The sequence below is a fragment of the Kribbella sandramycini genome, from assembly GCF_013131805.1.
GTDB classification, from domain to species: domain Bacteria; phylum Actinomycetota; class Actinomycetes; order Propionibacteriales; family Kribbellaceae; genus Kribbella; species Kribbella sandramycini.
In genome coordinates this window covers 37,774-62,834 of sequence record NZ_JABJRC010000012.1, presented here as the reverse complement: position 1 = coordinate 62,834, position 25,061 = coordinate 37,774, and the positions used below count along the sequence as shown (strand labels likewise).

The following is a 25,061-nucleotide window of genomic DNA, read 5'->3' as shown; positions in this document are numbered from 1 at the left end:
CTTTCTCACAAAGGCAATTCTATCGCGAATTACCGCCGGTTGTCAGTAGCCGAGGACCGTTCGGTACGCGTCGTTGGCCCGATCGGCCGCCGCCTGCAACCCGGCCGCATCCGGCCCGGCTCCGAGGATCTCCCGCGAGCTCGACGGTACGACGTTCCGCACCGCCGCCCCGAAGACCGCCTCCAGCCCCTCGGCCGTCCCGCCCTGCGCCCCCAGCCCCGGTGCCAGCAGCGGACCATTGATGTCGAGATCCTCATCCGTCGACGAGATCGTCGCCCCGACCACCGCGCCGAACGAGCCGAGCCCCTCGGCATCCGCGTTCAACTCCCGCAGCCCGTCCAGGACGGCGCCCGCCACGGTCGGGCCGGCCACCGTCACCGCGGACTGGAACTGCGGACCCTCCGGGTTCGACGTCAGCGCCAGCACGAACAGCCCGGAGCCGGAGACCCGTGCCTCGTCGATCGCCGGCTGCAGCGAGCCGAACCCGAGGTACGGGCTGACCGTCAACGCATCCGAGGCCAGCGGCCCCTTCTCGGCCAGGTACGCCGCCGCGTAACCCGCCATGGTCGTCCCGATATCGCCGCGCTTGGCGTCCATGATCACCACCGCGCCGGCGTCCCGCAGCCGGCGCGTGGCCTGCTCCAGGACGGCGATCCCCGCCGAGCCGAACCGTTCGAAGAACGCCGACTGCGGCTTGAACACGCCGACCCGATCGGCCAGCGCGTCGACGACGGCGTACGTGAAGGAGGCGAGGCCGTCCGCGGTGTCTGGCAGGCCCCACTGGTCGAGCAGGTGCTGATGCGGGTCGATGCCGACGCAGAGCGGCCCGCGCTCGTCCATGACGCGGCGCAGCCGGGCGCCGAAGGTTTCGTTGCTCATAGCAAGCTCCTGTTCAGCCGGCGGATCAGCCCCGGGCCGCGGTAGATGAGACCGGAGTACACCTGGACCAGACTCGCCCCGGCGTCCAGCAGCCGAGCGGCATCTGCCGGCTCCAGGATCCCGCCGACTCCGATCACGGGCAGCGCTCCCTGAGTTTCCGCCTGAATGTGCGCGACCGTCTTGGCCGCGATCTCGGTCAACGGCCGCCCGGACAACCCGCCGGCCTCGGCGGCCAGCGGATGCGACTCGACGCCGCCCCGCCCGATGGTCGTGTTGGTGGCGATGATCCCCGCGACGCCGACGTCCGTGCAGACCTGCAGCAGCTCGTCGATCGCGGACGGCGTCAGATCGGGCGCGATCTTGACCAGGATCGGCTTCGCCCCGCGCCCACCGGCGCTCAGCGACACCGCCTCGTGATGGAGCGCGGTCAGCAGCTCACGCAACTGCCCGGAGTCCTGCAGAGAGCGCAATCCCGGCGTGTTCGGCGACGACACGTTGACCGCGAAGTAGTCGCCGTACCGGTACAGCCGCTGCAACGACGTCACATAGTCCTGGACGGCGTCCGCCAGCGGCGTGACCTTCGACTTGCCGATCGAGATCCCGAGCGGGTACCCGAGCGGCCCGTACGCCGCCAGCCGCTCGGCCAGCGCCCCCGATCCGAGGTTGTTGAACCCCATCCGGTTGATCACCGCCTCGTCCGAGACGAGCCGGAACAGCCGCGGCTTCTCGTTCCCCGGCTGCGGGAGCGCGGTCACCGTGCCCACCTCGACGAACCCGAACCCAAGCGCCCGCCAAGCGGGTAAGGCGATCCCGTTCTTGTCCATCCCGGCGGCCAGCCCGACCGGCCCCGGGAAGCGGATCCCGAAGACCGTCCGCGCCGCGCCCGCCGGGATCGCGCCCAGAGAACGCGAGAGAGCGCTCACCGCGCCGGGAACGCGCCCGAGCCGGCGCAACCCGTTCAGCGTCTGCTCGTGCGCGATCTCGGCGTCCCCCTTGCCCAGCCGGTACAGGACCGGCCGGAGCAAGGTTTCGTACGCCGTCCGACTACTCACCGAGAATCCTCGGCACCCAGTCCTGCAGCGAGCGGACGCCGATCCCGCCGCCCTGCTGCGCCTCGATGCCCTGGACGGCGGCCGCCAGCCCCTGGACCGTGGTGATGCACGGGATGTTCCGCGCCACCGCCGCCGACCGGATCTCGTACCCGTCGAGCCGCGGCGATCCGCCCTGGGTGATCCCGATCGGCGTGTTGACGATCAGGTTCAGCTCGCCGTCCTGAACCATCTGGACGATGGTCGGCTCGCCGTTCGGCCCCGGGCCCTGGCTGCTCTTGCGAACCGTGACCGCCTCGACGCCGTTGCGCCGCAGCACATCGGCCGTGCCCTCGGTGGCGTAGATCTGGAAGCCCAGATCGGCCAGCCGCTTCACCGGGAAGATCATGTGCCGCTTGTCCCGGTTGGCGACCGACACGAACACCTTGCCCGCCCCCGGCAGCGGCTGCGACGCCGCGGACTGCGACTTCGCGAACGCGATCCCGAAGGTGTCGTCGAAGCCCATCACCTCACCGGTCGAGCGCATCTCCGGCCCGAGCACGGTGTCGACCGACTTGCCGTCGACGGTCCGGAACCGGTTGAACGGCATCACGGCCTCCTTCACCGCGATCGGCGCCGTCGGCGGCAGCGTCCCACCGTCACCGGTCGCCGGCAGCAGCCCCTCGGCCCGCAGGTCGGCGATCGTTGCTCCGAGCATCACCCGGGCCGCGGCCTTGGCCAGCGGCGTGACCGTCGCCTTCGAGACGAACGGCACGGTGCGCGAGGCCCGCGGGTTCGCCTCCAGGACGTAGAGCACGTCCCCGGCCAGCGCGTACTGCACGTTCAGCAGCCCCTGGACGCCGACGCCGCGCGCGATCGCCTCGGTGGACTGCCGGATCTTCTCGATATCCGCGTTCCCCAGCGTGATCGGCGGCAGCGCGCAGGACGAGTCGCCCGAGTGCACCCCGGCCTCCTCGATGTGCTCCATCACGCCGCCCAGGAACAGCTCCGTGCCGTCATAGAGTGCGTCCACGTCGATCTCGACCGCGTCGTCGAGGAAGCGGTCGATCAGCACCGGGTGCTCGAAGGCGTTCCCGCCGCCGAGCCGCTCCAGCGCCGCGCTCAGCTCGTCGGAGCTGTAGACGATCTCCATCCCGCGCCCGCCGAGCACGTACGACGGCCGCACCAGCACCGGGAACCCGATCTCGGCGGCCACCTCCTGCGCCTCCTCGGCCGACAGCGCCGTCCCGTGCTTCGGGGCCGGCAGCCCGGCGTCGCTGAGGACCTTGCCGAAGGCGCCGCGCTCCTCGGCCAGGTCGATCGCGGCCGGCGACGTCCCGACGATCGGCACCCCGGCGTCCGCGAGCCGCTGCGCCAGGCCCAGCGGCGTCTGGCCGCCGAGCTGGACGATGACTCCGGCGACCGGGCCGGCCTGCATCTCGGCGTACACGATCTCGAGGACGTCCTCACAGGTGAGCGGCTCGAAGTAGAGCCGGTCGGAGGTGTCGTAGTCGGTCGAGACCGTCTCCGGGTTGCAGTTGACCATGATCGTGCAGTAGCCGGCCTCACGCAGCGCCATCGACGCGTGCACACACGAGTAGTCGAACTCGATGCCCTGGCCGATCCGGTTCGGCCCGGAGCCGAGGATCAGCACGGCCGGCTCGGTCCGCGGCGCGACCTCGCTCTCCTCGTCGTACGACGAGTAGTGGTACGGCGTCGAGGCGGCGAACTCGGCCGCGCAGGTGTCGACCGTCTTGTAAACCGGCCGGATCCCGAGCGCCTGCCGGACGCCGCGGACGACGTCCTCGGTCAGATCGCGGATCTCGGCCAGCTGCAGGTCGGAGAACCCGTGCCGCTTGGCGAGTTTGATCACCTCGGGCGTCAGCCGCGGCGCGGCCGCGACCTGCAGCGCGGTCTCGTGGATCAGGTACAGCTGGTCCACGAACCAGGGGTCGATCTTGGTCGCGTCGAAGATCTGCTCCGGTGTCGCGCCGGCCCGGATCGCGTCCATGACGATCCGCAACCGGCCGTCCTGCGGCGTCTTGATTGCCGTCAGCAACGACTCCAGATCGGTCGACGGCTCACCGGCCCAGGAGAACCGGGCCTCCGGCTTCTCCAGCGACCGCAGCGCCTTCTGCAGCGCCTCGGTGTAGTTGCGGCCGATCGCCATCGCCTCGCCGACGCTCTTCATGTGCGTGGTCAGCGTGGCGTCCGCGGCCGGGAACTTCTCGAACGCGAACCGCGGCACCTTCACGACGACGTAGTCCAGCGTCGGCTCGAAACTGGCCGGCGTCTGCTGGGTGATGTCGTTCGGGATCTCGTCCAGGGTGTAGCCGATCGCGACCTTGGCGGCGATCTTCGCGATCGGGAAGCCGGTCGCCTTCGAGGCCAGCGCGGACGAGCGCGACACCCGCGGGTTCATCTCGATCACGATCAGCCGGCCGTCGGCCGGGTTGACCGCGAACTGGATGTTGCAGCCGCCGGTGTCGACGCCGACCTCGCGGATGATGCCGATCGCCAGGTCCCGCATGATCTGGTACTCGCGGTCGGTCAGCGTCATCGCCGGCGCGACGGTGATCGAGTCGCCGGTGTGCACGCCCATCGGGTCGACGTTCTCGATCGAGCAGATGATCACGACGTTGTCGGCCTTGTCGCGCATCACCTCCAGCTCGTACTCCTTCCAGCCGAGGATCGACTCCTCGATCAGCACCTCGGTGGTCGGCGAGGCGTGCAGACCGGCCCCGGCGATCCGGGTCAGGTCGGCCTCGTCGTAGGCCATCCCGGAGCCGACGCCGCCCATCGTGAACGACGGCCGCACCACCAGCGGGTAGCCGAGCTCGCCGGCCGCGCCGAGGACGTCCTCGATCGTGTGGCAGATCCGCGAGCGCGCGGTCTCGGCGCCGAGTTTCTCGACGATCTGCTTGAACGACTCGCGGTTCTCACCGCGCTGGATCGCGTCCACCGAGGCGCCGATCAGCTCGACGCCGTACTTCTCCAGAACGCCGTTGTCGTGCAGCGCGATCGCCGCGTTCAGCGCGGTCTGGCCGCCCAGCGTCGCGAGCAGCGCGTTCGGGCGCTCCTTCTCGATCACCTTCTCGACGTACTCCGGGGTGATCGGCTCGACGTAGGTGGCGTCGGCGAACTCCGGGTCCGTCATGATCGTGGCCGGGTTGGAGTTCACCAGGACGACCCGGAAACCCTCCTCGCGCAGCACCCGGCAGGCCTGGGTGCCGGAGTAGTCGAACTCACAGGCCTGGCCGATCACGATCGGGCCGGAGCCGATCACGAGCACCGATTCGATATCTGTCCGACGTGGCATCAGGCCCGCCCTTCCATCAGTTCGACGAACCGGTCGAACAAGTACGCCGAGTCGTGCGGACCGGCGGCAGCTTCTGGGTGGTACTGCACCGAGAAGGCCAGCAGCTTGCCGTCCCGGCCGGTCAGTTTCAGGCCCTCGACGACGTTGTCGTTGAGCGAGACGTGCGAGACCTCCGCCGTTCCGTACGGCGTCTCCACCGCCGCGTCGAGCGGGGCGTCGACCGCGAAGCCGTGGTTCTGCGCGGTGATCTCGACCTTGCCGGTGGCCCGGTCGAGCACCGGCTGGTTGATCCCGCGGTGCCCGTACTTGAGTTTGAAGGTGCCCAGCCCGAGTGCGCGGCCGAAGACCTGGTTGCCGAAGCAGATCCCGAAGTACGGCTTGTTCTGCTCCAGCAGGGCCTTGAGCAGCTGGGTCGGGTGCTCGGTGGTCTCCGGGTCACCCGGGCCGTTGCTCATGAAGATGCCGTCCGGGTTCAGCGCCAGCACCTCCTCCAGCGACGCGGTGGCGGGCAGCACGTGCACCTCGATACCGCGCTCGGCCATCCGCTTCGGCGTCATCGACTTGATGCCCAGGTCGAGAGCGACCACGGTGAACCGCTTGTCCCCCTCGGCCGGGACGACGTACGCCGTCTCGGTGGTGACCTGGGTCGCGAGGTCGGAGCCGGCCATCGCGGGCTGCTCGAGAACCTTCGTCAGCAGCTCGGCCGGGTCGAGGATCTCGGTGGATATCGCGGCCCGCATCGCGCCGCGCTCACGCAGGTGCCGGGTCAGCGCGCGGGTGTCGATCCCGGAGATCCCGACGACGCCCTGGGATTTCAGCTGGTCGTCGAGTGAGCGGGTGGCGCGCCAGTTGGACGGGACCCGGGCAGGGTCGCGGACGACGTACCCGGCGACCCAGATCTTGTGCGACTCGTCGTCCTCGTCGTTGATCCCGGTGTTGCCGATGTGCGGCGCGGTCTGGGTGACGATCTGCCGGTGGTACGACGGGTCGGTCAGCGTCTCCTGGTAGCCGGTCATCCCGGTGGTGAACACCGCCTCGCCGAAGGTTTCGCCGGCGGCCCCGTACGAGGTGCCGGCGAACGACCGGCCGTCCTCCAGGACCAGCAGTGCGGGCTGGCTCATGATTGCTCGGCTCCGATCAGAGTTGCGATGGATGCGGTCAGGGGTTCGGTGTCGGCCTTGCGCCGGGGCCGGAAGCCGGTGTCCAGCTCCCGCCCGTCGTGGCTCCAGGTGACCACCACCAGGCCGGACTTCTCCGCGGTCACCTTGCCGGCGATGCCGCGGTCGGTCCGGACGGCGGTCAGGTGGCCGGCCGGGATGAAGACATCCGCCGCGCCCTGCCGATGGAAGATCAGGCCGGCCTCACTGACGGCCAGGTCCGCGGTGGCGCGGACACCCAGTTCGTGTACGGCGATCCGGTCCATCCAGTCGCCGGCGGAGGTGGTGGCGACGTACACGCCCTCCACTCCCCTGGTCTTGTCGCCGTCCGGCACCGCGGGCAGCGGCGCGAGCTCGGCCTGCCGGGCCTGGCGATTGCGCCAGCCGCGGAACATCGCGTAGTACCCGGCGGCGATCACCGCCAGGGTGCCGGCAATGGCGAGAGCAGTCTTCACCGGACCGGCTTTCCGTCGCGGACGGTCGGCGTCCCGCGCAGGAAGGTCGCAACCACCTGGCCGGGCAGCGTCATCCCCGCGAACGGCGTGTTCCGCGACAGCGAGGTCGACTGCTCGGGGACGATCGTGCGCTGCGCCGCCGGGTCGACGAGGACCAGGTTCGCCGGGGCGCCGGCCTCGAGCGGGCGGCCGTGGTCACTGGCCTGGCCGATCGCGGCCGGGCGGTAGCTCATCCGGTCGGCGACGTCGGCCCAGGTCAGCAGCTTGGTGTCGACCATCGCGTGCTGAACGACCGAGAGAGCGGTCTCCAGGCCGATCATCCCGAAGGCGGCCGCGCTCCACTCGCAGTCCTTGTCCTCGACCGGGTGCGGCGCGTGGTCGGTGGCGACGATGTCGATCGTGCCGTCGGCCAGGCCCTCGCGGACGGCCTCGACGTCCTCCTTGGTGCGCAGCGGCGGGTTCACCTTGTAGACCGGGTCGTACGACGCGGCCAGCTCCTCGGTGAGCAGCAGGTGGTGCGGCGTCACCTCCGCCGTCACGTCGAGCCCGCGCCGCTTGGCGGCGCGGACGATCTCGACCGAACCCTTGGTCGACAGGTGGCAGATGTGCAGCTTGGAGCCGACGTGGTGGTTCAGCAGGATGTCGCGGGCGATGATCGCCTCTTCCGCGACACTCGGCCAGCCGGTCAGCCCGAGAACGCCGGAGAGCGCTCCCTCGTTCATCTGGGCACCCTTGGTCAGCCGCGGCTCCTGTGCGTGCTGGGCGATCGTGCCGCCGAAGGCCTTCACGTATTCGAGTGCGCGGCGCATCAGAGCGGCGTCCCAGACGCAGTCGCCGTCGTCGGAGAAGACGCGGACGCGGGCCGCGGAGTCCGCCATCGCGCCGAGCTCGGCCAGCTGCGTGCCCTGGCGGCCGACCGTGACGGCGCCGATCGGGTAGACGTCGGCGTACCCGGCCTCTCGGCCCAGGCGCCAGACCTGCTCGACAACGCCGGCGGTGTCGGCGACCGGGTCGGTGTTGGCCATCGCGAAGACCGCGGTGAACCCGCCGACGGCCGCAGCGCGCGTCCCGGTGTGCACGGTTTCGGCGTCCTCGCGGCCGGGCTCGCGCAGGTGCGTGTGCAGGTCGACCAGACCGGGCAGCGCGATCAGGCCGGTCGCGTCGATCGTCTCGGCGTCCGCCGGTGCTTGCAGGCCGGTGCCGACAGCAACGATCTCCTCGTTGTCGATCAGCAGGTCCGCCACCTCACCGCCGACGATCTTGGCTCCGGTGATCAGGTATGCGGTCATGCTGGGGGCTCCTCGGTCGATTCGTTACTACCTGACAACAGCAGATAAAGGACGGCCATCCGGACGGCCACGCCGTTGGTGACCTGTTCGACGATCACCGAGCGGGTCGAGTCGGCGACCTCGGCGCTGATCTCCATACCGCGGTTCATCGGGCCGGGGTGCATGACGATCGCGTTCTCCGGCAGCTGCGCCATCCGGTGCACGTCGAGGCCGTAGCGCCGGGTGTACTCGCGGGCGCTCGGGAAGTACGCGTCGCCCATCCGCTCGCGCTGGACGCGCAGCATCATCACCGCGTCGCTCTTGGCCAGCACGGCGTCGAAGTCGTACGACGTCGTACAGGGCCAGCGGGACATGTCGACCGGCAGCAGCGTCGGCGGGGCGACCACGGTGACCTCGGCGCCGAGCGTGGCCAGCAGCAGGACGTTCGAGCGGGCGACCCGGGAGTGCAGGACGTCGCCGACGATCGTGATCCGGCGGCCGTCCAGCGAGCCGAGGTGGCGGCGCATGGTGAAGGCGTCGAGCAGGGCCTGCGTCGGGTGCTCGTGGGTGCCGTCGCCGGCGTTCACGACCGCGCCGGTCATCCAGCCCGAGGTGGCCAGCAGGTGCGGAGCGCCGGAGGCGCCGTGCCGGCACACGACGCCGTCCGCGCCCATGGCCTGCAGCGTCAGCGCGGTGTCCTTCAGGCTCTCGCCCTTGCTGACGCTGGAGCCCTTGGCCGAGAAGTTGATCACATCGGCCGACAGCCGCTTGGCGGCGGCCTCGAAGGAGATCCGGGTGCGGGTGGAGTCCTCGAAGAAGAGGTTCACCACGGTGCGGCCGCGCAGGGCGGGCAGCTTCTTGATCGGGCGGTCGGCCAGCGACCGCATCTCCTCGGCGGTGTCGAGGATCAGGTTCGCCTCGTCGCGGCTCAGGTCGCCGGCACTCAGTAGATGGCGCATCAGACCGCGGCTCCCGTCTTGTCGGCGATCAGCACGGCGTCGGCGCCGTCGTACTCGGTCAGGTTCACGGTGACCCGCTCCAGCAGCGAGGTGGGCAGGTTCTTGCCGACGTAGTCGGCGCGGATCGGCAGCTCGCGGTGGCCGCGGTCGACCAGGACGGCGAGCTGGACGGCCTTCGGGCGGCCGATGTCGCCGATCGCGTCCAGCGCGGCGCGGATGGTGCGGCCGGAGAACAGCACGTCGTCGACCAGGACGACGACCTTGCCGTCGATCCCGCCCGGCGGGATGTCGGTGTGCTCCAGCGCACGGGCCGGTTTGAGGCCGATGTCGTCGCGGTACATCGTCACATCGAGTGACCCTGTGGGCACGCTCTGCCCTTCGACGGCGGCGATCCGCTCGGAGATGCGGGTCGCCAGACCCACTCCGCGGGTCGGGACACCGAGAAGTACGACGGGGTCGGCACCCCGGTTGCGCTCGAGGATCTCGTGCGCGATCCGGGTCAGTGCCCGGGAAATGTCGGAAGCATCCAGCACTGTGCGCGGTACGGGTACCGGGGCAGGGCTCATCGCTACCGTTCCTCCTTTCCTGCCTCTCGGGACAGGTCTTTAAAGGACGTTCGGACCGCTTGACATGGTATCGGAAGTGACACGCCGTCTTGACGCTGGCCTCTGACCCGGAATATTGTTACTCTGTGTAACCGAGGGGGGTTTCACCGACCGGGTCGTTTCCAACGATTCCGGCCATCACGAAACTAGTCGGAGGGAAGTACCAGAGTGCCTAGCGAATACGCGAAGACACTGGGCGGCAAGCTACGCGCCATCCGCCAGCAGCAGGGCTTGTCGCTGCACGGCGTCGAAGAGAAGTCCAAGGGCCGCTGGAAGGCCGTCGTCGTCGGCTCGTACGAGCGCGGCGACCGTGCGGTCACCGTCCAGAAGCTCGCCGAGCTCGCCGATTTCTACGGCGTCCCGGTCGGCGAACTGCTCCCGGGCTCGGCCAAGGCCGCAGCGGCTGCCGCTGCTCCGCCGAAGCTGATCCTCGACCTGGAGGCCCTGCACCACCTGGACGCGGGCGAAGCCGGTCCGCTGACCCGCTACGCGGCCACCATCCAGGCTCAGCGCGGTGACTACAACGGCAAGGTGCTGTCGATCCGTCAGGACGACATGCGCACGCTCGCGGTCATCTACGACGAGTCGCCGACCACTCTGACCGAGCGTTTCATCTCCTGGGGCGTCCTGAACCCCGAGGCGAAGGGCGACGTCGAGGAGTCCGCCGAGGCCGCCGGCGCCTGAGCGGATGTGACGGTCGGGGCTCGTAGCAGCTTGCCCGCGGCCGCCCGCTCGCTCATCGATCGAACAGAGCACCACCTACGGCAGGAATCACCTCACCTGCCGACCGAGGCCGGGGCCGTTCCCCCCGCGCCGCAGAACACGGGGACGCAAGCGCCGGCCCGGGACCGTACCGAGACGGTCACCGGGCCTTGATCACCACCTCATGAGTGATCTTCCCCACGCACGACAGAAGGACCCGAAGGAGTGCCAGAGGGCTCGCCCCCCTCACCCCTTACGGGTCGATCGATTTTCGTCAGCTCGCCTCAGACGCCGAGCGTCGGCTTGAGCTGCAACAGCCGGGCCAGCAACCCGTTCACGAACGCCGGGGACTCGTCGGTGGACAGATCCCGCGCGAGGGCAACCGCCTCGCTGACCGCGACCACATCCGGCACCTGGTCGTCGTACAGCAGCTCGTAGGCGCCGATCCGCAGGATGTTGCGGTCGACGGCCGGCATCCGGTCGAGCGTCCAGCCGACCGAATGCGCCGACAGCAGGTCGTCGATCGCGCCGATGTGCTTGGCGACGCCCTCGACCAGCGCGACGGTGAACTCGTTGACCGGGGGGTCGTTGTCCTCGATCCGGTCCGGCAGGGTGCCGCCGACCGGCAGCCCCCTGACCTCGGACTCGAACAGGACGTCGAGCGCCCGCTTCCGTGCCTTGCTCCGGGCCGACATCCGGCGTCAGGAAGAGACGCGGCCGAGGTAGTCGCCCGTCCGGGTGTCCACCTTGACCTTCTCGCCGGTGGTCAGGAACAGCGGCACCTGGATCGTGTAGCCCGTCTCCAGCTTGGCCGGCTTGGTGCCGCCGGTGGAGCGGTCGCCCTGCAGACCCGGCTCGGTGTACTCGACGAGCAGCTCGACCGAGGCCGGCAGCTCGACGTACAGCGGGGTCTCCTCGTGGACGGCGACGATCGCGTCCTGGTTCTCCAGCAGGAAGTGCGAGGCCTCGCCGACGACGTCCGGCTGGATGTTCAGCTGCTCGTAGGTCGACTTGTCCATGAACACGAACGACGTGCCGTCGTTGTACAGGTACGTCATGTCGCGCTTGTCGACGTTGGCCACCTCGACCTTGACGTCGGCGTTGAAGGTCTTGTCGACGACCTTGCCGCTCAGCACGTTCTTCAGCTTGGTGCGCATCACGGCGCCGCCCTTACCGGGCTTGTGGTGCTGGAACCAGACGACAGACCACAGCTGCCCATCCAGGTTGAGCACCATGCCGTTCTTGAGGTCGTTCGTCGAAGCCACGCGGGTATACCCTTCGAAATCGATCAGCGGTAAGAGTGCGTCCGAGGACTCAGCGCCGTAGCGAGCAGGTGCTCGGTGCGGTGCATCGGCGTGCGGGGGCGGAGGACTAGATGCGGAGCATCTTGGCCTTCGTACCCGTGCGGCGAGGTGCCGTGCCGAGTGCCGCGCAGTAGGCGCTGGGTCCTCGGACGCGCTCTGAGCCAGATTGTAGCCCTCACCTGCCCATTTGCTCGATTCGTGGGCCGCGCGGCCCGTACCCTGCTGCCATGGAGTTCGCGATCTTCGTGGTGATCCTGGCGATCCTGGGCGTCGTGGCCAAGCTGCAGAAGGGCAAGGGCCCCGACGGCGGCCGGACGGAGCGCGTCCAGAAGATGCTCGAACGCATCCAGGCCCAGCAGGGCGGGAACGTGCCGATCCAGTTCCAGGGCCAGTTCACCCAGGCCGCCGGGCAGCAGACCGCACCGCCGCCGTACGGGCAGCCCCAGCAACCCCAGTACCCGCCGCCCCCGGTCCAGTTCGCGCCCCCGCAGTACCAGCCCGGCCCCTACCAGCCCGACCCCTACCAAGCGGCCCCCTACCAAACAGCGCCGTACCACCCGGCCGCTCCGCTGCCCAAACAGCCGACCCCGCGCCGCGACACCGACCAGCGCGTCCGCGACCTGATGGCCGCCAACAACGAGGTAGGCGCCATCCGCCTTCTCTCCGACGAGCAGGACATGGGCATCCTCGAAGCCCAGCAGTACGCCCGCAACCTCGTCGCCCCACCCACCGCAGCCACCCCCACCGCCACCCCCATCCCTGAAGACGAAGAAACCCGCTACACCGGCTCCGCCGCCTTCGCCGACTCCCTCTTCAACCTGGACCGCGAAGAAAACACCTGGGCCTCCGGCTGGGTAGACACCCCCGCCCCCGAAGACCGCTCCGACATCGAAGAACTCTGGCAAACCGTCAAAAACCCACCCCGCCCACCCGGCACACCGTAAACGTGTAGTGCTTCCGGGCGATGTGAAAGCCGGCTGGCAGTGGGGTGCCGGTTCGGTGGGCTTGGAAGGTGGGGTGGGGGATGGGGGCGTTGGGGGGTGGGACGTCGGGGGCGTGGTGGGCGCCTTGGCCTTGGATGTCTACGAAGCCGCAGAGGATGGAGGAGTGGCTTTCGAGGTGGCCGTGGTGGTCGTCGAAGGCTATGGAGCGGGTTTCGCCGCCGAGGCGGAGGGGGACGACTATGCGGCCGGTTGGGCGTAGCTGGTCTACCCAGGCGGGTGGGATGTCCCAGGCGGTGACTGTGACGACTACTCGGTCGTAGGGCGCGTGCTGGGGGACGCCGTATTCGGCGTCGGCTTGGACGACGTGGACGTTGGGGTAGCCGGCTCTGGTGAGGGCGGCGCGGGCTCGGGTGGTTACGTCGGGGTCTATGTCGACTGTGGTGACGGAGCCGGTGGGGCCGGTCAGTTCGGTGAGGAGGGCGGCATTGTAGCCGCCGGAGCCTATTTCGAGGATGTGGTCGCCGGGGCGGACGGCTGCTTGGTCCAGCATCAGGGCGATCATGCTGGGCTGGGAGACCGAGCTGATGGGGACTCCGGCATCGTCGCGCTTCATGAGGACGACGTCGTCGGCGTACGCGGCTGTGAGGGGCATCTGCGGGAGGAAGAGGTGTCTGGGCACTACGCGGAACGCCTCGGCTATCCGCTCGTCGCGAATCGCGCCGGTGCGCTGCAGGTGGTCGACCAGGTCGGCGCGCAGCATGCCCGCTCGTCCGGGGTCGTCTACGCGCGGCATCGGGTCATCCCTGTCGATCGCCTAGGGACTCGAGGAGGGTCCGCAGGGTGTTGGCGAGTTGTTCTCGCTCTGGTTTGGACAGTGCGGCGAGCAGCTGCTCTTCGGTGTCGATGTGGGTCGGCAGGACGGCGTCGATGAGCTGGAGGCCCTCCTGGGTCAGTGTGACCTCAACGCCGCGTCCGTCGGTCACACTGGGTTTGCGGCTGACCAGACCGCGCGCCTCGAGCCGGTCCAGCCGCTGCGTGATCGCACCGGAGGTGACCATCGACGAACGCATCAGCCCGGCCGGAGTGAGGCTGTGGGCGGAGTTGCTGCGGCGCAGCGTCGCCAGGACGTCGAAGGACGCCGAGTCCAGGTCGTGGCGGGCGAAGTTGCGTTTGAGCTCGGTGTCGGCCAGCTGAGCGAGTCGCTTGAGCCGGCCGATCACGGCCATCGGGGAGGCGTCCAAGTCCGGACGCTGCTCACTCCACTGCTCGAGGATCAGGTCGACGTGATCGGGCATGTCCCCAGCGTAGTCCAGATTGCTTAGCGCTGAGGGATTGCAAGTTGCTTAGCGGTGAGATACTTTTGCTTAGTGCTAAGCAATCGACTCACCTTGATCCTCGTCACGGCGATTACGCCGCTGATCTGGGGAACCACGTACCTGGTCACGACGGAGCTGCTTCCGCCCAACCGTCCGCTGCTGGCGGCCGTCATCCGCGCGCTGCCGGCCGGTCTGCTGCTCGTCGCGATCACCCGGACGCTGCCGCGCGGCAGCTGGTGGTGGCGCTCGCTGGTGCTCGGCACGCTCAACATCGGCGCGTTCTTCGCCCTCCTCTTCGTCGGCGCCTACCGGCTCCCCGGCGGCGTCGCTGCCACCATCGGCGCGATCCAGCCGCTGCTGGTCGCCTTCCTAGCCGCTGGCCTGCTCAAGGAGCGCCTCTCCACCCGCAAGGTGCTGGCCGCCGTAGCGGGTGTGTTCGGCGTGAGTCTGCTGGTACTGCGAGCTGACGCGCGGCTCGACCTCTGGGGCGTGCTGGCCGCGCTCGGCGGTGCGATCGTGATGGGCTTCGGCATCGTGCTCAGCAAGCGCTGGACGTCGCCCGCTCCCCTGCTGGCCACCACCGGCTGGCAGCTGGTCGCCGGCGGCCTCGTACTGCTCCCGATCGCCTACCTGGTCGAAGGCGCACCCCCGGCCACGCTGACGCTGGCCAACGTTGCCGGCTACGCCTACCTGACGCTGATCGGCTCTGCAGTCGCCTACGCGCTCTGGTTCCGCGGCCTCCGTTCCCTGGGCCCGACCGACGCCACCTTCCTCGGCCTGCTCAGCCCGGTCGTGGCCACCCTCCTCGGCTGGCTGGTCCTCGGCCAGACCCTCTCCACCGCCCAGCTGCTCGGCGGCCTCATCGTCCTGGCAGCCCTGGTCACGGCCCAGCTCCGCCGCCGCCCTCCCGCTCCCAAGCCGACCGTCCCGGTCCTCGTCCCCGCGATTGGACGGTCCTGACCATGCGCATCTTGGTTTTCGGCGCCACCGGCGCGGTCGGCAGTCACGTCGTCCAAGAAGCCCTGAACCGCGGCCACCAGGTCACTGCGGTCAGCCGAAGTTCTCGTAGTACGTCGCCAGCCGACTTCCGCCAGGCCGACGCCGCTGACTCCACCGCCGTAGCCCAACTGGCCACAGACCACGATGTGGTGATCAGTGCGACCAGACCGCAGCCAGGGCAGGAGAACGAGCTGGTCGGCGTCACCAAGGGCCTGCTGGACGGACTGCGCGCCAGCGGCGTCAGACTGATCGTGGTCGGCGGCGCTGCGAGTCTGATCGTCCCCGGGACCGGGCTGACTGTGCTGGAGCAGCCGGGCTTCCCGGCCGAGTACCGTCCGATCGCCGAGGCCTGCAACGCGCAGTTCGACCTGGTGCGAGCTGCCGACGAGGTCGACTGGACGTATGCGAGTCCCCCCGACCTCCTTGAGCCCGGCGCCCGCACCGGCAGCTACCGACTAGGAACGGATGAGCTGGTGATCGCAGTAGACGGAAGGTCGTCGATCTCGCTGGCTGACTTCGCGATCGCACTCGTGGATGAGGCCGAGCGAGCGAAGTACCGGCAGCAGCGGTTCACGGCGGGCTACTAGGGCCGCACCGGCTGCCCGATCGGTTGTACGGCGGCTCGCTGCGCTCGAGGGCGTGCCACTCGATGCTGGAGAGGTGTCTACTTCAGCGCGGTTGGATGTTGCGGAACTGGTCGTGGTGCCGGGGGTGCCGGCTACATGCCGGGTGACGGTGGCGAACCGGGGGTCGGTGGTCGAGGCCTACACACTGACGCCGGTGGGCGATCTGGCCGCGTACGCCGTGATCGAACCGGCCACACTCTCGCTGTACCCGGATGCCGAGGGCAACGCGACTGTGACGATCACAGTGCCGCAGGAGGCCGTCGTCCAGGCTGGTGACGTGCCGTTCGGCGTACTGGTCGAACCGAAAGAGCACCCGGCTGACACCGCGGTTCCAGAGGCACTGGTACACGTACAGCCGTTCAGTGACCTGAGTGCCGAGCTGACGCCGCGTACGTCGCATGGTTCGCGCACTGGTCGGCACACGTTGTCGATCGATAACCGGGGCAACCAACCGGTGACTGTAGAGCTGACCGGCAAGGACCCGGATGCAGTGGTCGAGTTCCGCTTCTCTCCCAGCACTGTCGAGGTGCAGCCGGGCGCTGCGGCCTTCGCCAAGGTGAAAGCACGTCCACTGGACCGCATCTGGCGCGGTGCGCCGAAGACGCGCCAATTCAGCATTGTCGTGACACAGGTCGCGCACGGCGGCCGTCCGGGCGCCACGATCACCACTGTCGACGGAATGATGGTGCAGGACCCGATCCTGCCGTCCTGGACCGGCAAAGCGATCGCCGGCGTACTGGCCGCGGCCGCGCTGCTGACCGGCCTGTGGTTCGCCGTACTGAAGAAAGAGGTCGAGTCCGCCGCACAGCACGCAGTTGAGAAGCCGCTGCAGGCGGTGGCGAAGAAGGCCGAAGAGGCGAAGACCACCGCGGGCGAAGCGAAGGACACCGCCGAAACGGCGCAGACGCAGTCGAACAACACTGCGAAGGGTCAGAACAACAAGGACGTCGTCCAAGCTGCCAAGGACAAGGAGGCGGCGGCTGCGGCGGCAGCTGCGGTCGGCGAACCGTTCTCCCGGCGGTTCCAGCTCAGTGCGCGGCCAGGTAGGACCGACCAGGCGTCGTTCACGGTGCCTGACGGTAAGAACCTGCGAATCACCGATGTGAACTTCGAGTCGCAGGGCAGCACCGGCTACCTCGACCTGCGCCGTAACAGCGACTCACTGGGCGGCGTCGCACCGCAGTACTTCCGCAACATCCAGGACTTCCGCTACATCGCGCCGCTGGCCGTGCTCACCCCGGGTCAGAAGGTCGTCGTCCATCTCAGGTGCGACGCACCGGCGCCGGGCGCGACCACCTGCGTGAACGCGATCTTCGTCGGCGGCAACATCGTCACGCCTGTGCCGGCCAAACCGGCCAAGCCCAGCTGAGCCTCTCTCCCCCACCAGAAGGCCCGGGGCCCCGGATCGTCCGAGGCCCCGGGCGCTTCGTCGTTGTCAGCGGCGGGCGAAGAATTCCAGCTCGGCGATCGCGGTCAGCGTCGACTTGCTCGGGTTGGTCGAACGGACGACGGCGACCTGGATACCGCGGGCGTCGTCAACCTTCAGCCGGAACTTCTGGAACTTCGAGCTGTCGGCGATCTGGAACCGCTTGATCACCGGCTTGCCGCTGGTGAACACCGTAACCTCGATCTCAGCCGGACGCGGGCCGGCGACGAACGCAGGTGTCTGGTCGGAGACTCCTGGCCAGATGCCCCACTCGGCAAGCTTCACCGGCTGCTGGAAGGTCCCAGTGACGTACGGACCGTTGCGGCCGCCCCGGCCGACGCGTGGTGCGGCCCAGAAGGTGTTGTTGGCGCCATCGACGGCCAGCGCGGCCACTTGCTTACCTACTGCTCCGCTGGCCTTCACCTGAGTCAGATGCACCGGCTGCGGCTTCTGTACGGCGTTCTGCACCGCATGGACGGCCCGCATCACCAGCGGCCGCTGCGGGAACGCAAGTACACCAGCACCGGCCAGCAACGCCAGTACGACGCCAACGCGGGTCGCGCCGCGGAACTTGCGCCGCGCGTTGCCGGGCCGAAAACGCGTACCTGCGGCGTAGATGCGCTCCCGACCGAGCAGCCGTCGCCACCACGCGGTCTTCCGGATCACCTTCGCGTCGACCAGGCTGTAACCGCATTTCGCACAGAACCGCCTGCTGGCCTCGTTCGGCATTCCACAGCCGCCACAGATCCGCGAGCCGGTCGGAATGATCACCGGTGACTTCGACCGCCGCGGCAGCTTCCGCTTCACCGTCTGCGGCTGCCTGCTCTCCGGCTGTTGCCGCTGCGGCGGCTGCGGCTGTTGCGGCTCCTCGGGAGCTGGCACCGGCACCGGCTGATGCGTGGCAGGTGTCTCCTGCAGAACAGCCCGAGGCGGTACGACAACCGGGGTCACCGCCGGCTTCTCGACCTTTTCGCCTTCCCACTCCAGGAAAACCCCACAGCGGGCACAGAAGACGACGCCGTCCTCGTTCTGTTCACCACAGTCATTGCACAGGATCATTGCCGACCTCCTTGACCTCGATCCGGGCCGGCAGGTTGGCCGGCCGTAACGCCTCGACGATGCGGCGTACGACCGCTTCGTCGGCCCCCACCGGCACCCGTACGACGAGGCGCGGCACATCCGAGCCCGGTGGCGCGGACTGCGCCTGCGCAGACCAGCTCGTACCGCCGGACTCCGTCACCTCGGCGTCGACTCCGCAGGCCAGTCGGAGCGTTTCGCGCAGCGCGGACGCCGCACCACGGAGGCGGTGCAGATCGACCGCGGCTGCGACCAGCAGTCGCTGCCGCTCGGCCGGAACCCGCGGATCGGTGAACGCCGCCACCCACGACCCGAGCAGCTCAACGAAGTCCTCCGGCGCCAGCTCCGGGTCCAGGTACGCCGGAAAGTTGTCCAGCGTCGACACGATCGGTGCGAGCGCGTCGTCGAAGACACCGGTCAGCCTGGCCGCAAAGTCGTCCTCGCCGTACAGGCCGGGCAGAATCGTCAACAACTGATGGGGATTCTGCAGCCCCTCGATCAAACCGCGCATCGGCTACCTCCGCACCAGGACCTGATGCTCGAACGAGAACACCAGCTCCGTCCGAGCCAGGTCGATGCGCTCGACCGGCGTCTCGCTGCGCGTCCCGAGGACCGGGTCCGCCAGGTACAGGCGCACGTCCTCCACCGACTCGACGCCACGCACTCGCTGCAGACAGGCATGGATGTCACCCGTCTGCACCGCGCGGCCCAGCGGCCAGCCCTCCTCCCGCGGCCCACCGACCTGCGGGTGCAGCAGCCGGTAGAGCGCCGAGAGCGCTTCCGGCCGGATCCGTTCGGTCGAGGCATCCGCTGCGGCCTTCAGACGCGCGACCACCGTCACTGCGCGGTAGTACGGCGGCTCGATCAGCAGACGGGCTCCAAGCATCCGCCGCGGCTCCAGGTGCTCAGCCAGGCGCCGCAGTACGTCGTCCGACGGTCTCAGCGCACCGAAGTCAGTCTGCGCCTGCGGGTCGCCAGGCAGCCGCGGAATCACCAGTAGACGGACGACGTTGAGCTCCGACTCGTCACCAGGGACGCAGTGCACGCGGCCGAGCTCGGGAGTCGCTTCCCGTGCGAGCAGCTCGTAATCCTGAGCAGTGACCGCCCGGGACGCCGTCCGCAGCGACAGCGGTCCGCGCTGCATCGCATCGGCCACCTGCTCACCGTCGACACCACCAATAGCCGGCCGCCGGTTGTCCACCTCGGAGACGAATGGCAGGGAGGTCTTGAGAACGCGCAGAGCGTGTGCAGCCACGTTCCCGGTTCCGCCTCCGCCAATGCGGTATCGGTCCAGCCGCAGCACGGCGCCCTTCGGCGGAACCGCGCCGTACGATGTCAGCGTGCCATCGGGTTGCCGGACCGCCGGGCCGAGCAACAGTTGGCCGGTCTGGCGATCGAGTACGAAGTGCTGATCAGTCGCCGTCGAGGCGGCGAAACTGTCGACGAGCGTCCAGGCCTGCCAGCCCTGGTCGGTGCTGACCCGCAGCACCTCGGGATCGGCAGAGAGCGCGACCGGACTGCGTTCCAGGCTGAAGCGCTGACCGGCGCTGCCGTCACTGCGGCCGACCTCCTCGAACAGGACGGCCTCCGCGTGTTCAGCAGTCGCCGTACCGCCGATCGTCGACGCCTCGATCGCACGCAGCTTCGGAGACTCGCTGTAGAACGGCTGATCGGCGTCCGGCTCGATCAACGCACACCGCAGCCAGCCGGCCCGTTGCTGCGCGAGGACGGACGCGACGTGGCCCGGCGGGAGGTGCAGGACGACGTCGCCCGCACGGTTCAGGCCGCCGGTGCCGTCGCGGTCGACCTCGCAGGCGACCCACTCCGCGCCGTTCCACGCCTCCCAGCGCAGGGGCGGGTCGAGCGGGTCCACGCCGATGCCCTGGACCTCGCAGTCGATCCGCAAGAGGATCGCGCAGGACGGCGCCGCCTCCGAGAGACCGACGTAGAGAGCGCTCCCCGGGGTCGGCGGCTCCGGGAAGCAGTCGAAGCCGACGCCGTCCTGCAACTCGACCGTCCGGTCCACCGCACTGCCGGTGATGTTGCCAGTGGCAACGGTTTGCAGAGTTGTCGAGACGATCGGCAGGTCGGCCACCGTGCTGAACCCGATCGCCTCGTCGTGCTCGGTGCGCAGCGTTGCGACCTCGGTCCCTGCCCGGACGGTGATCGTCTCCGGCTGCGCGGCCGACAACCAGAACGTCACGTCCGCGCGCGCCGCGGCCGGCGCGAACAGGCGGACGCCGATCAGGTCCAGGAACCGCAGGTAGTTGCGCTCCGGCACCCGGTTCAGCCGGTACATCAGCTGATCGACCATCGTCGCGAACGCCTCGACCAGCGTCACGCCCGGATCGGAGACGTTGTGGTCCGTCCACTCCGGGCAGCGTTGCTGGATCATCCGCTTCGCGTCGTCCACCAGCTGCTGGAAGCGGCGGTCGTCGAGGTTCGGGGCGGTCAGCGTCATGAGGTCACTCCGGCGTCGAGCTCGGGATGCTCGGGGATCAGGTAGAAGGGAAAGACCAGGTTGCGCGGGTCGTTGCTGCCGCGGATCGCGTACCGCAGCTCGATATAGAGCGCTCCCTCGTCGACCCGGTCGAAGTGCACCTGCACGTCGAGCAGCTCGATCCGCGGCTCCCAGCGGTCCAGCGCGATCCGGACGTCGGCGACGATCTTGCCCGCCGTCGTCGCGTTCGCGGGCGCGAAGATGTGGTCCTGGATCCCGCAGCCGAACTCCGGCCGCATCGGCCGCTCCCCCGGCGACGTGCCGAGGATGAGCCGGATGCTCTCCTCGATCTCCCGGTCGCTGCGGACCAGCGCGATCCGGCCGGTCGCATCCGTGCGTAGCGGGAACGCCCACCCGGCCCCGACGAACTCCGAGCTCACCTCAGCCTCCGATCAGCACAGTCGGCGCGCCCATCGCGATGGGCGCGCCACAAGCGGTCAGATCGCCCATCCGCGCGGCCGACAGGCCACCGATCAGCACGGTCATCGACCCCGGCGGCACGACGGCGGACGGCGGATGCAGCGGGATCGCGCACACATGCGGCGTACCGACTGTCGCGGCCGGCATCCCGCCGATCAGCACCGTCGGCACTCCCGGCGGACCGAGCGCGCCGCCGTGTCCGGTCGGGTCGCCCACCCGGGCGGCTGGTCCTGGCATGACCCCTCCACTTGATCGGCACCGGCTCAGTTGATCTTCACGAGGGCGGCCTGCAGCGTCAGCGCGGCGCCGCCGCTGATCTCGGCCGCGGCCTGGCCGCTGACCCCGACCTTCGCGGCCGACAGCGTCGCCTCCGCCGTGCCCTGCAAGGCGACCTTGACGCCCTTGACGTCGACGTTCCCGGCCCCGCCATCCAGGGTGATCCCGGAACGCGCGGAGAGCGCGATCTTGTCGCCGCCGGTGATCTGCACCGCGCCCGTCTCCGCCTTGATGTCGATCCCGTCCTTGGCCTCGATCACGACCCGGCCGTCGCTGTGCACGGTGATCAGCGGGCCTTGCCCGGCGTCCATCGACACCTTGAGTTTGCCGTCGCCGGTCTGCAGCCAGATGCCGTTCTGGGCGGCGGCTTCGAGGAGTTCGAGCGAGTGGCCGGTCCGGCTGACCAGCGCCCGCCGGCTGACCTGACCCGCCCCGGCGTCCACAGTCGCCGTCTGCCCGGCGTACGGCTGGTTCTTCGCGCTGTAGAGACCGCCCAGCACGTACGGCGCGTCGATGTCACCGTGGTCGAACGCGACCAGGACTTCGTCGTTCACCTCGGGGATCACCATCGCTCCCCGGTTGCTGCCGGCGCCGGCCTGGACGACGCGCGACCAGGTGGTGCCGAAGTCGTCATGCATCCAGGGCAGCCGGACCTTCACCCGGCCGAGCTGATCGGGGTCCTTGATATCGGTGACGACGCCGGTGACGATGCCGTGCCGCTGACTGCCGGGCGTCCCGCCGAGGCCGAGCATCGAGCGGTCCTGCTGGCCGGTGACCGAGATCAGCGTCGTGTACCCGCTGTCCGGGTCGAAAACGTGCCGAACCCGAGAGAGCGTGTACTTGCCGTCGAACGGCGCTCCGAGGTTGCTCAGGGCTATCGCCGTGCCGGCGTGCAGGTTGGGGTTGCCGCGGCAGACACCTTCGAGCTCGGCGAACGTCCCGGCGATGCGCTCGGCCAGCGCCTTGGCCGCCGCCTCGGCAGTGGCCTGGGTCCGGTGCGGGACGTGCGTCACGACCCAGGGCGGCGCGCCGAACGAACCGGCCAGCTCGGCCGGCGTCGCGCCGATCTCGGCCGACCTGGTCCGAACCGGCGCGGACGCCGAGACCGCACGCTGACCCGCGTCGTCCCAGCCGCGCACCTCGACCGACGGCACTTGACCGGCGGCCGTGACCGCGGTGCGGAGCCGGAGCAGATCGGCTCCGAGTTCGAGGGTCTGCGGCTGAGTGCCGTCGGATCCGTTCGGCGCGGTCGCGGCGTCGACCGGCTTGGTGAAGCTCAGCGACTTGTTCTCGACGGCGAGGTGGTAGCCCACGTTGTCGGCCAACTGCCGCAGGAAATCCCAGTCGGTCTGGTTCGCCTGGCTGATCAGCTCGTGCACGGTTCCGGTCGAGTCGATGGTCGCCGTCCGGATTCCGTTGCGTTTGGCAACTTTCTGGACGATGTCGCTGATCGTCGACTGCTGGTAGGTCATGCTCCGCGTCCCACGCAGCATCCGGTGCGCGGCGTCGTACCCGCGGACGACGGTGAACGTGCCGGTGCCGTCGACCTCGACCTCGAGCGCGGTCACCTCACCGGTGAGAAGATCGCGGGGAGCGCTCTCCTGCAGCGCGTGCACGGACAGCTTGACCTCGACGCCGATCGCGAGCTGCGCCTTCGCCAGCACCAGCCGGTCCGGGTCCCGGAAGCGCAGTGTGAACATGTCCGGCAGGTGCAGGTTGTCGTCGACCCAGGCGCCGGCGACGAGCGCGAGAAGATCCTCGGAGAGCGCTCCCCCGGCGACGCTGATCCCGAGCGTGCTGGCGACGTTGGCGTTGGCCATCTCAGCCCGCCAGCAGCTCGTCCGCCGCCGGGAGCAGCAGCGTGCTGCCCGGCGTCAGCCGCAGCGGGTCGTCGATGTCGTTGGCCCGGGCCAACGGCCGCCACATGGCCGGATCGCCGTACTCGGCGTACGCGACCGTTGCCAGCGACTCGCCTTCCAGCAGGACATGCGTACGGCGCGCGGTCAGGCTGCCCGACGTCGGGTTCTGCTTGGCCGTCTGCGCCGGCATCTCCTGGAGATCGACCGTGCAGGTCGCGCGGACCGGGGTGCCTTCGGGGGTGAAGAGCGTGTACTTCGCGGTCACCGAGGTGATGAAGCTCGGGAAGAAGTCCAGCGCGCCCCAGTGGAAGACGACCAGCGGCGGGACCGGCTTGTTCTTGCCCATGCTGGTGTCGGTCGGCGCGCAACACTCGAAGAGCGCTTTCACAGCTTTCACGACGGCGTCGTTCATCGTGTCGGTCGCGTCGAAGAACATCTCCACGGTCAGCTTGCCGGGCTCCGGCCCCTGGAACTCCGGCGGCGCGGCCTTCTTCGCACCGCGGCCCGGCTCGCTGTTCCACTTCGCGGCCTTGCGAACAGTCAGTTCATTGGGGTTGAACTGGAACGCGATGGCACCCCTGGACGCCCCGAGCGCCGCACCCGCGCCCTTGTTCGGCATCGCCTCGTGAATCTCCAGGTAGGCCTTGGCCAGATTCCCCCGCGTCACCGCACTCACCCGCCCCTCGTCGACCGGCCGGGCTGTCCTTCCGGGCCTTGCTGTCGAGGCTAGGGAGCGCTCCGCCGCGCGGGCAGGTGCGCCAGCGCCGCACCGAGGGACCTACGCTCTTCCCGAAAGGGCACGGAGTTCCACGACGTTTCTCCACTGGGGGTGAGAGCGACGGTCCAGCCGCTTCTGCACATCGACGTGCTCGGTCCAGCTGAGCTGGTGACGCCCGTCCGGCGTACCGGTTCCGGTCCGGCAGCCGCTCAGCCGCGCGCTCGCGGTCCGGCTCGGTCTGGCGGCGAACATGCCGCGGCCCTGGAGCGGACGCCGGCCGGATTCCGTCTGCAGGCCGAACCAGCCGCGCATCACCCCTGCAGCCCACCAGCTCGCCCTTGGCTTTCCTTTCCAGGGACGCGACTCCCGGCGATTAGACAAGATCTCTTGTACAAGGTTGATTGCAAGGGTTAGACGCCGGTGTCGATGAAACCGTGGTGGGCTATCTCGATGGTCTCGGTGAGGGCGTCGGCGGGGCCTTTGGCGAAGGTCGGCCCGGTCCAGCGCACGGGGATGACGTCGATCAGCCCCCACCGCGCGACCACCGTCCCGTCGGAGGTCATCGCCGTGATCTGACCGGTCCGCCGCTGGACGCCGGACGCCAGCCCCGAGATCCACTTCGCGACCCGCTCGGTCTCCCGGGTCAACGGGCGGGTGAGCTTGATGTTCGGGAACTTCAGCCGCGACGGGATCTGCACGAGGTAAGCGTTGTTCCCACCCTCGTTCCGCTGCTCAACGACGACCTCCACCCCCAGCCCCTCGCAGCTCGTGAACAACCCCAGGTCCACGCTGTCCACCTGCACCAGAAACCGGACCCCCACCGCCGGCATCAACTCGACCCCGCTCATCCCCAACTCCTTCCCCTCACCACGGCCGGTCCATGAGCGTCCCGGTCCGGTCTCGATCCACCACCAACTCGGCCCGCAACCGCCGCGCGATCGGCTCGTACAACCGCCGCGCCAACCCGTCCACCTCCGCCGCAGAGAGCGCTCCCCCGTTCCCCACGCCCGTTCCCGCCACCACCGAAGGCGCCGCGGCGGCCGCAGGCAGCCCGACAGCCGGGGCGGACGGCGTGGACGGCGCCGACGGGGTGGACGGGGTGGACGGGATTTCGACGGACGTCGCACCGTCGTCCGCTCGTACGCTCTCAATCAAACTGCCCTCAACTGCGGGCCGGGCCACCGCGAGCGGTACGCCGACACCCGCACTCGTCGGCCCGCCCGC

The 25,061-nt window shown here is 69.3% G+C and carries 26 protein-coding genes; 5 read left to right on the top strand and 21 right to left on the bottom strand.

Going from position 1 to position 25,061, the window contains the following annotated elements; all coding sequences use genetic code 11:
* Positions 1 to 42: 42 nt before the first annotated feature.
* Genes pyrF through pyrR form a run of 8 tightly spaced genes read right to left on the bottom strand, consistent with a single transcriptional unit; the run spans position 43 to position 9,631 of the window.
* Entirely contained in the window at positions 43 to 879 is an 837-nt protein-coding gene (gene pyrF, locus HPO96_RS34655; RefSeq protein WP_171678703.1) for an orotidine-5'-phosphate decarboxylase, read from the bottom strand.
* A complete protein-coding gene (locus tag HPO96_RS34650) occupies positions 876 to 1,931 on the bottom strand; it encodes a quinone-dependent dihydroorotate dehydrogenase (protein ID WP_171678702.1) in 1,056 nt (351 codons plus the stop codon). Before HPO96_RS34650 ends, pyrF begins: the two co-directional genes overlap by 4 nt.
* Entirely contained in the window at positions 1,924 to 5,226 is a 3,303-nt protein-coding gene (gene carB / locus HPO96_RS34645; protein WP_171678701.1) for a carbamoyl-phosphate synthase large subunit, read from the bottom strand. Before carB ends, HPO96_RS34650 begins: the two co-directional genes overlap by 8 nt.
* On the bottom strand, positions 5,226 to 6,347 hold the full coding sequence (gene carA, locus HPO96_RS34640) for a glutamine-hydrolyzing carbamoyl-phosphate synthase small subunit (protein WP_171678700.1): 1,122 nt from the start codon (positions 6,345 to 6,347) through the stop codon (positions 5,226 to 5,228). Before carA ends, carB begins: the two co-directional genes overlap by 1 nt.
* A complete protein-coding gene (locus HPO96_RS34635) occupies positions 6,344 to 6,838 on the bottom strand; it encodes a PH-like domain-containing protein (RefSeq protein WP_171678699.1) in 495 nt (164 codons plus the stop codon). Before HPO96_RS34635 ends, carA begins: the two co-directional genes overlap by 4 nt.
* Positions 6,835 to 8,127: a dihydroorotase gene (locus HPO96_RS34630; RefSeq protein WP_171678698.1), complete on the bottom strand. Its 1,293-nt coding sequence runs from the start codon at positions 8,125 to 8,127 to the stop codon at positions 6,835 to 6,837. The genes HPO96_RS34635 and HPO96_RS34630 overlap by 4 nt, the downstream gene beginning before the upstream one ends.
* A complete protein-coding gene (locus HPO96_RS34625) occupies positions 8,124 to 9,065 on the bottom strand; it encodes an aspartate carbamoyltransferase catalytic subunit (RefSeq protein ID WP_202886780.1) in 942 nt (313 codons plus the stop codon). Before HPO96_RS34625 ends, HPO96_RS34630 begins: the two co-directional genes overlap by 4 nt.
* Positions 9,065 to 9,631 carry a bifunctional pyr operon transcriptional regulator/uracil phosphoribosyltransferase PyrR gene (pyrR, locus tag HPO96_RS34620; protein WP_171678697.1) on the bottom strand — a complete coding sequence of 189 codons (567 nt, stop codon included), beginning with the start codon at positions 9,629 to 9,631 and terminating at the stop codon, positions 9,065 to 9,067. Before pyrR ends, HPO96_RS34625 begins: the two co-directional genes overlap by 1 nt.
* Positions 9,632 to 9,838: 207 nt before the next feature.
* On the opposite strand from pyrR, the gene bldD reads away from it, so the two are divergent.
* Positions 9,839 to 10,354: a transcriptional regulator BldD gene (gene bldD / locus HPO96_RS34615; RefSeq protein WP_171678696.1), complete on the top strand. Its 516-nt coding sequence runs from the start codon at positions 9,839 to 9,841 to the stop codon at positions 10,352 to 10,354.
* Positions 10,355 to 10,656: 302 nt separating this feature from the next.
* Here bldD and nusB read toward each other — a convergent pair whose 3' ends face one another.
* Positions 10,657 to 11,067: a transcription antitermination factor NusB gene (gene nusB / locus HPO96_RS34610; RefSeq protein WP_171678695.1), complete on the bottom strand. Its 411-nt coding sequence runs from the start codon at positions 11,065 to 11,067 to the stop codon at positions 10,657 to 10,659.
* 6 nt (positions 11,068 to 11,073) lie between these two features.
* Positions 11,074 to 11,637, bottom strand: a complete 564-nt coding sequence (efp, locus tag HPO96_RS34605) for an elongation factor P (protein ID WP_171678694.1) — start codon at positions 11,635 to 11,637, stop codon at positions 11,074 to 11,076.
* A 266-nt stretch (positions 11,638 to 11,903) separates the two neighbouring features.
* Here efp and HPO96_RS34600 point away from each other — a divergent pair, with 266 nt between their 5' ends.
* Positions 11,904 to 12,620, top strand: coding sequence for a hypothetical protein (locus HPO96_RS34600; RefSeq protein WP_171678649.1), 717 nt, complete (start codon positions 11,904 to 11,906; stop codon positions 12,618 to 12,620).
* On the opposite strand, the gene fxlM is transcribed toward HPO96_RS34600, so the two are convergent.
* Together fxlM and HPO96_RS34590 are read right to left on the bottom strand one after the other, a co-directional pair.
* A complete protein-coding gene (fxlM, locus tag HPO96_RS34595; protein WP_238355836.1) occupies positions 12,586 to 13,380 on the bottom strand; it encodes a methyltransferase, FxLD system in 795 nt (264 codons plus the stop codon). The two genes, HPO96_RS34600 and fxlM, sit on opposite strands and share 35 nt — an antisense overlap.
* 37 nt (positions 13,381 to 13,417) lie before the next feature.
* Positions 13,418 to 13,915 carry a MarR family winged helix-turn-helix transcriptional regulator gene (locus tag HPO96_RS34590; RefSeq protein WP_171678692.1) on the bottom strand — a complete coding sequence of 166 codons (498 nt, stop codon included), beginning with the start codon at positions 13,913 to 13,915 and terminating at the stop codon, positions 13,418 to 13,420.
* A 72-nt stretch (positions 13,916 to 13,987) separates the two neighbouring features.
* Here HPO96_RS34590 and HPO96_RS34585 point away from each other — a divergent pair, with 72 nt between their 5' ends.
* The 3 genes from HPO96_RS34585 to HPO96_RS34575 all read left to right on the top strand — a co-directional run bounded on the left by HPO96_RS34585 (position 13,988) and on the right by HPO96_RS34575 (position 16,930).
* Positions 13,988 to 14,896, top strand: a complete 909-nt coding sequence (locus HPO96_RS34585) for an EamA family transporter (RefSeq protein ID WP_171678691.1) — start codon at positions 13,988 to 13,990, stop codon at positions 14,894 to 14,896.
* A 2-nt stretch (positions 14,897 to 14,898) separates the two neighbouring features.
* Positions 14,899 to 15,522, top strand: coding sequence for an NAD(P)-dependent oxidoreductase (locus HPO96_RS34580; RefSeq protein WP_171678690.1), 624 nt, complete (start codon positions 14,899 to 14,901; stop codon positions 15,520 to 15,522).
* Positions 15,523 to 15,595: 73 nt separating this feature from the next.
* Positions 15,596 to 16,930: a COG1470 family protein gene (locus tag HPO96_RS34575; protein WP_171678689.1), complete on the top strand. Its 1,335-nt coding sequence runs from the start codon at positions 15,596 to 15,598 to the stop codon at positions 16,928 to 16,930.
* Positions 16,931 to 16,996: 66 nt separating this feature from the next.
* On the opposite strand, the gene HPO96_RS34570 is transcribed toward HPO96_RS34575, so the two are convergent.
* The 9 genes from HPO96_RS34570 to HPO96_RS34530 form a co-directional block, all read right to left on the bottom strand.
* Complete coding sequence (locus tag HPO96_RS34570; protein ID WP_171678688.1) at positions 16,997 to 18,046, bottom strand: zinc ribbon domain-containing protein; 1,050 nt, start codon at positions 18,044 to 18,046, stop codon at positions 16,997 to 16,999.
* Positions 18,030 to 18,575: a phage tail protein gene (locus HPO96_RS34565; RefSeq protein ID WP_171678687.1), complete on the bottom strand. Its 546-nt coding sequence runs from the start codon at positions 18,573 to 18,575 to the stop codon at positions 18,030 to 18,032. The genes HPO96_RS34570 and HPO96_RS34565 overlap by 17 nt, the downstream gene beginning before the upstream one ends.
* 3 nt (positions 18,576 to 18,578) lie before the next feature.
* On the bottom strand, positions 18,579 to 20,525 hold the full coding sequence (locus HPO96_RS34560; RefSeq protein ID WP_171678686.1) for a putative baseplate assembly protein: 1,947 nt from the start codon (positions 20,523 to 20,525) through the stop codon (positions 18,579 to 18,581).
* Entirely contained in the window at positions 20,522 to 20,944 is a 423-nt protein-coding gene (locus HPO96_RS34555; protein ID WP_171678685.1) for a GPW/gp25 family protein, read from the bottom strand. Before HPO96_RS34555 ends, HPO96_RS34560 begins: the two co-directional genes overlap by 4 nt.
* Position 20,945: 1 nt before the next feature.
* Positions 20,946 to 21,221 carry a PAAR domain-containing protein gene (locus HPO96_RS34550; protein WP_171678684.1) on the bottom strand — a complete coding sequence of 92 codons (276 nt, stop codon included), beginning with the start codon at positions 21,219 to 21,221 and terminating at the stop codon, positions 20,946 to 20,948.
* Between the two features lie 26 nt (positions 21,222 to 21,247).
* A complete protein-coding gene (locus tag HPO96_RS34545; protein WP_171678683.1) occupies positions 21,248 to 23,080 on the bottom strand; it encodes a VgrG-related protein in 1,833 nt (610 codons plus the stop codon).
* A 1-nt stretch (position 23,081) separates the two neighbouring features.
* A complete protein-coding gene (locus HPO96_RS34540; protein ID WP_171678682.1) occupies positions 23,082 to 23,795 on the bottom strand; it encodes a LysM peptidoglycan-binding domain-containing protein in 714 nt (237 codons plus the stop codon).
* Positions 23,796 to 24,247: 452 nt separating this feature from the next.
* Positions 24,248 to 24,685 carry a phage tail protein gene (locus HPO96_RS34535; RefSeq protein ID WP_171678681.1) on the bottom strand — a complete coding sequence of 146 codons (438 nt, stop codon included), beginning with the start codon at positions 24,683 to 24,685 and terminating at the stop codon, positions 24,248 to 24,250.
* A gap of 16 nt (positions 24,686 to 24,701) precedes the next feature.
* Positions 24,702 to 24,992, bottom strand: a complete 291-nt coding sequence (locus tag HPO96_RS34530; RefSeq protein WP_171678680.1) for a hypothetical protein — start codon at positions 24,990 to 24,992, stop codon at positions 24,702 to 24,704.
* Between the last annotated feature and the right edge of the window lie 69 nt (positions 24,993 to 25,061).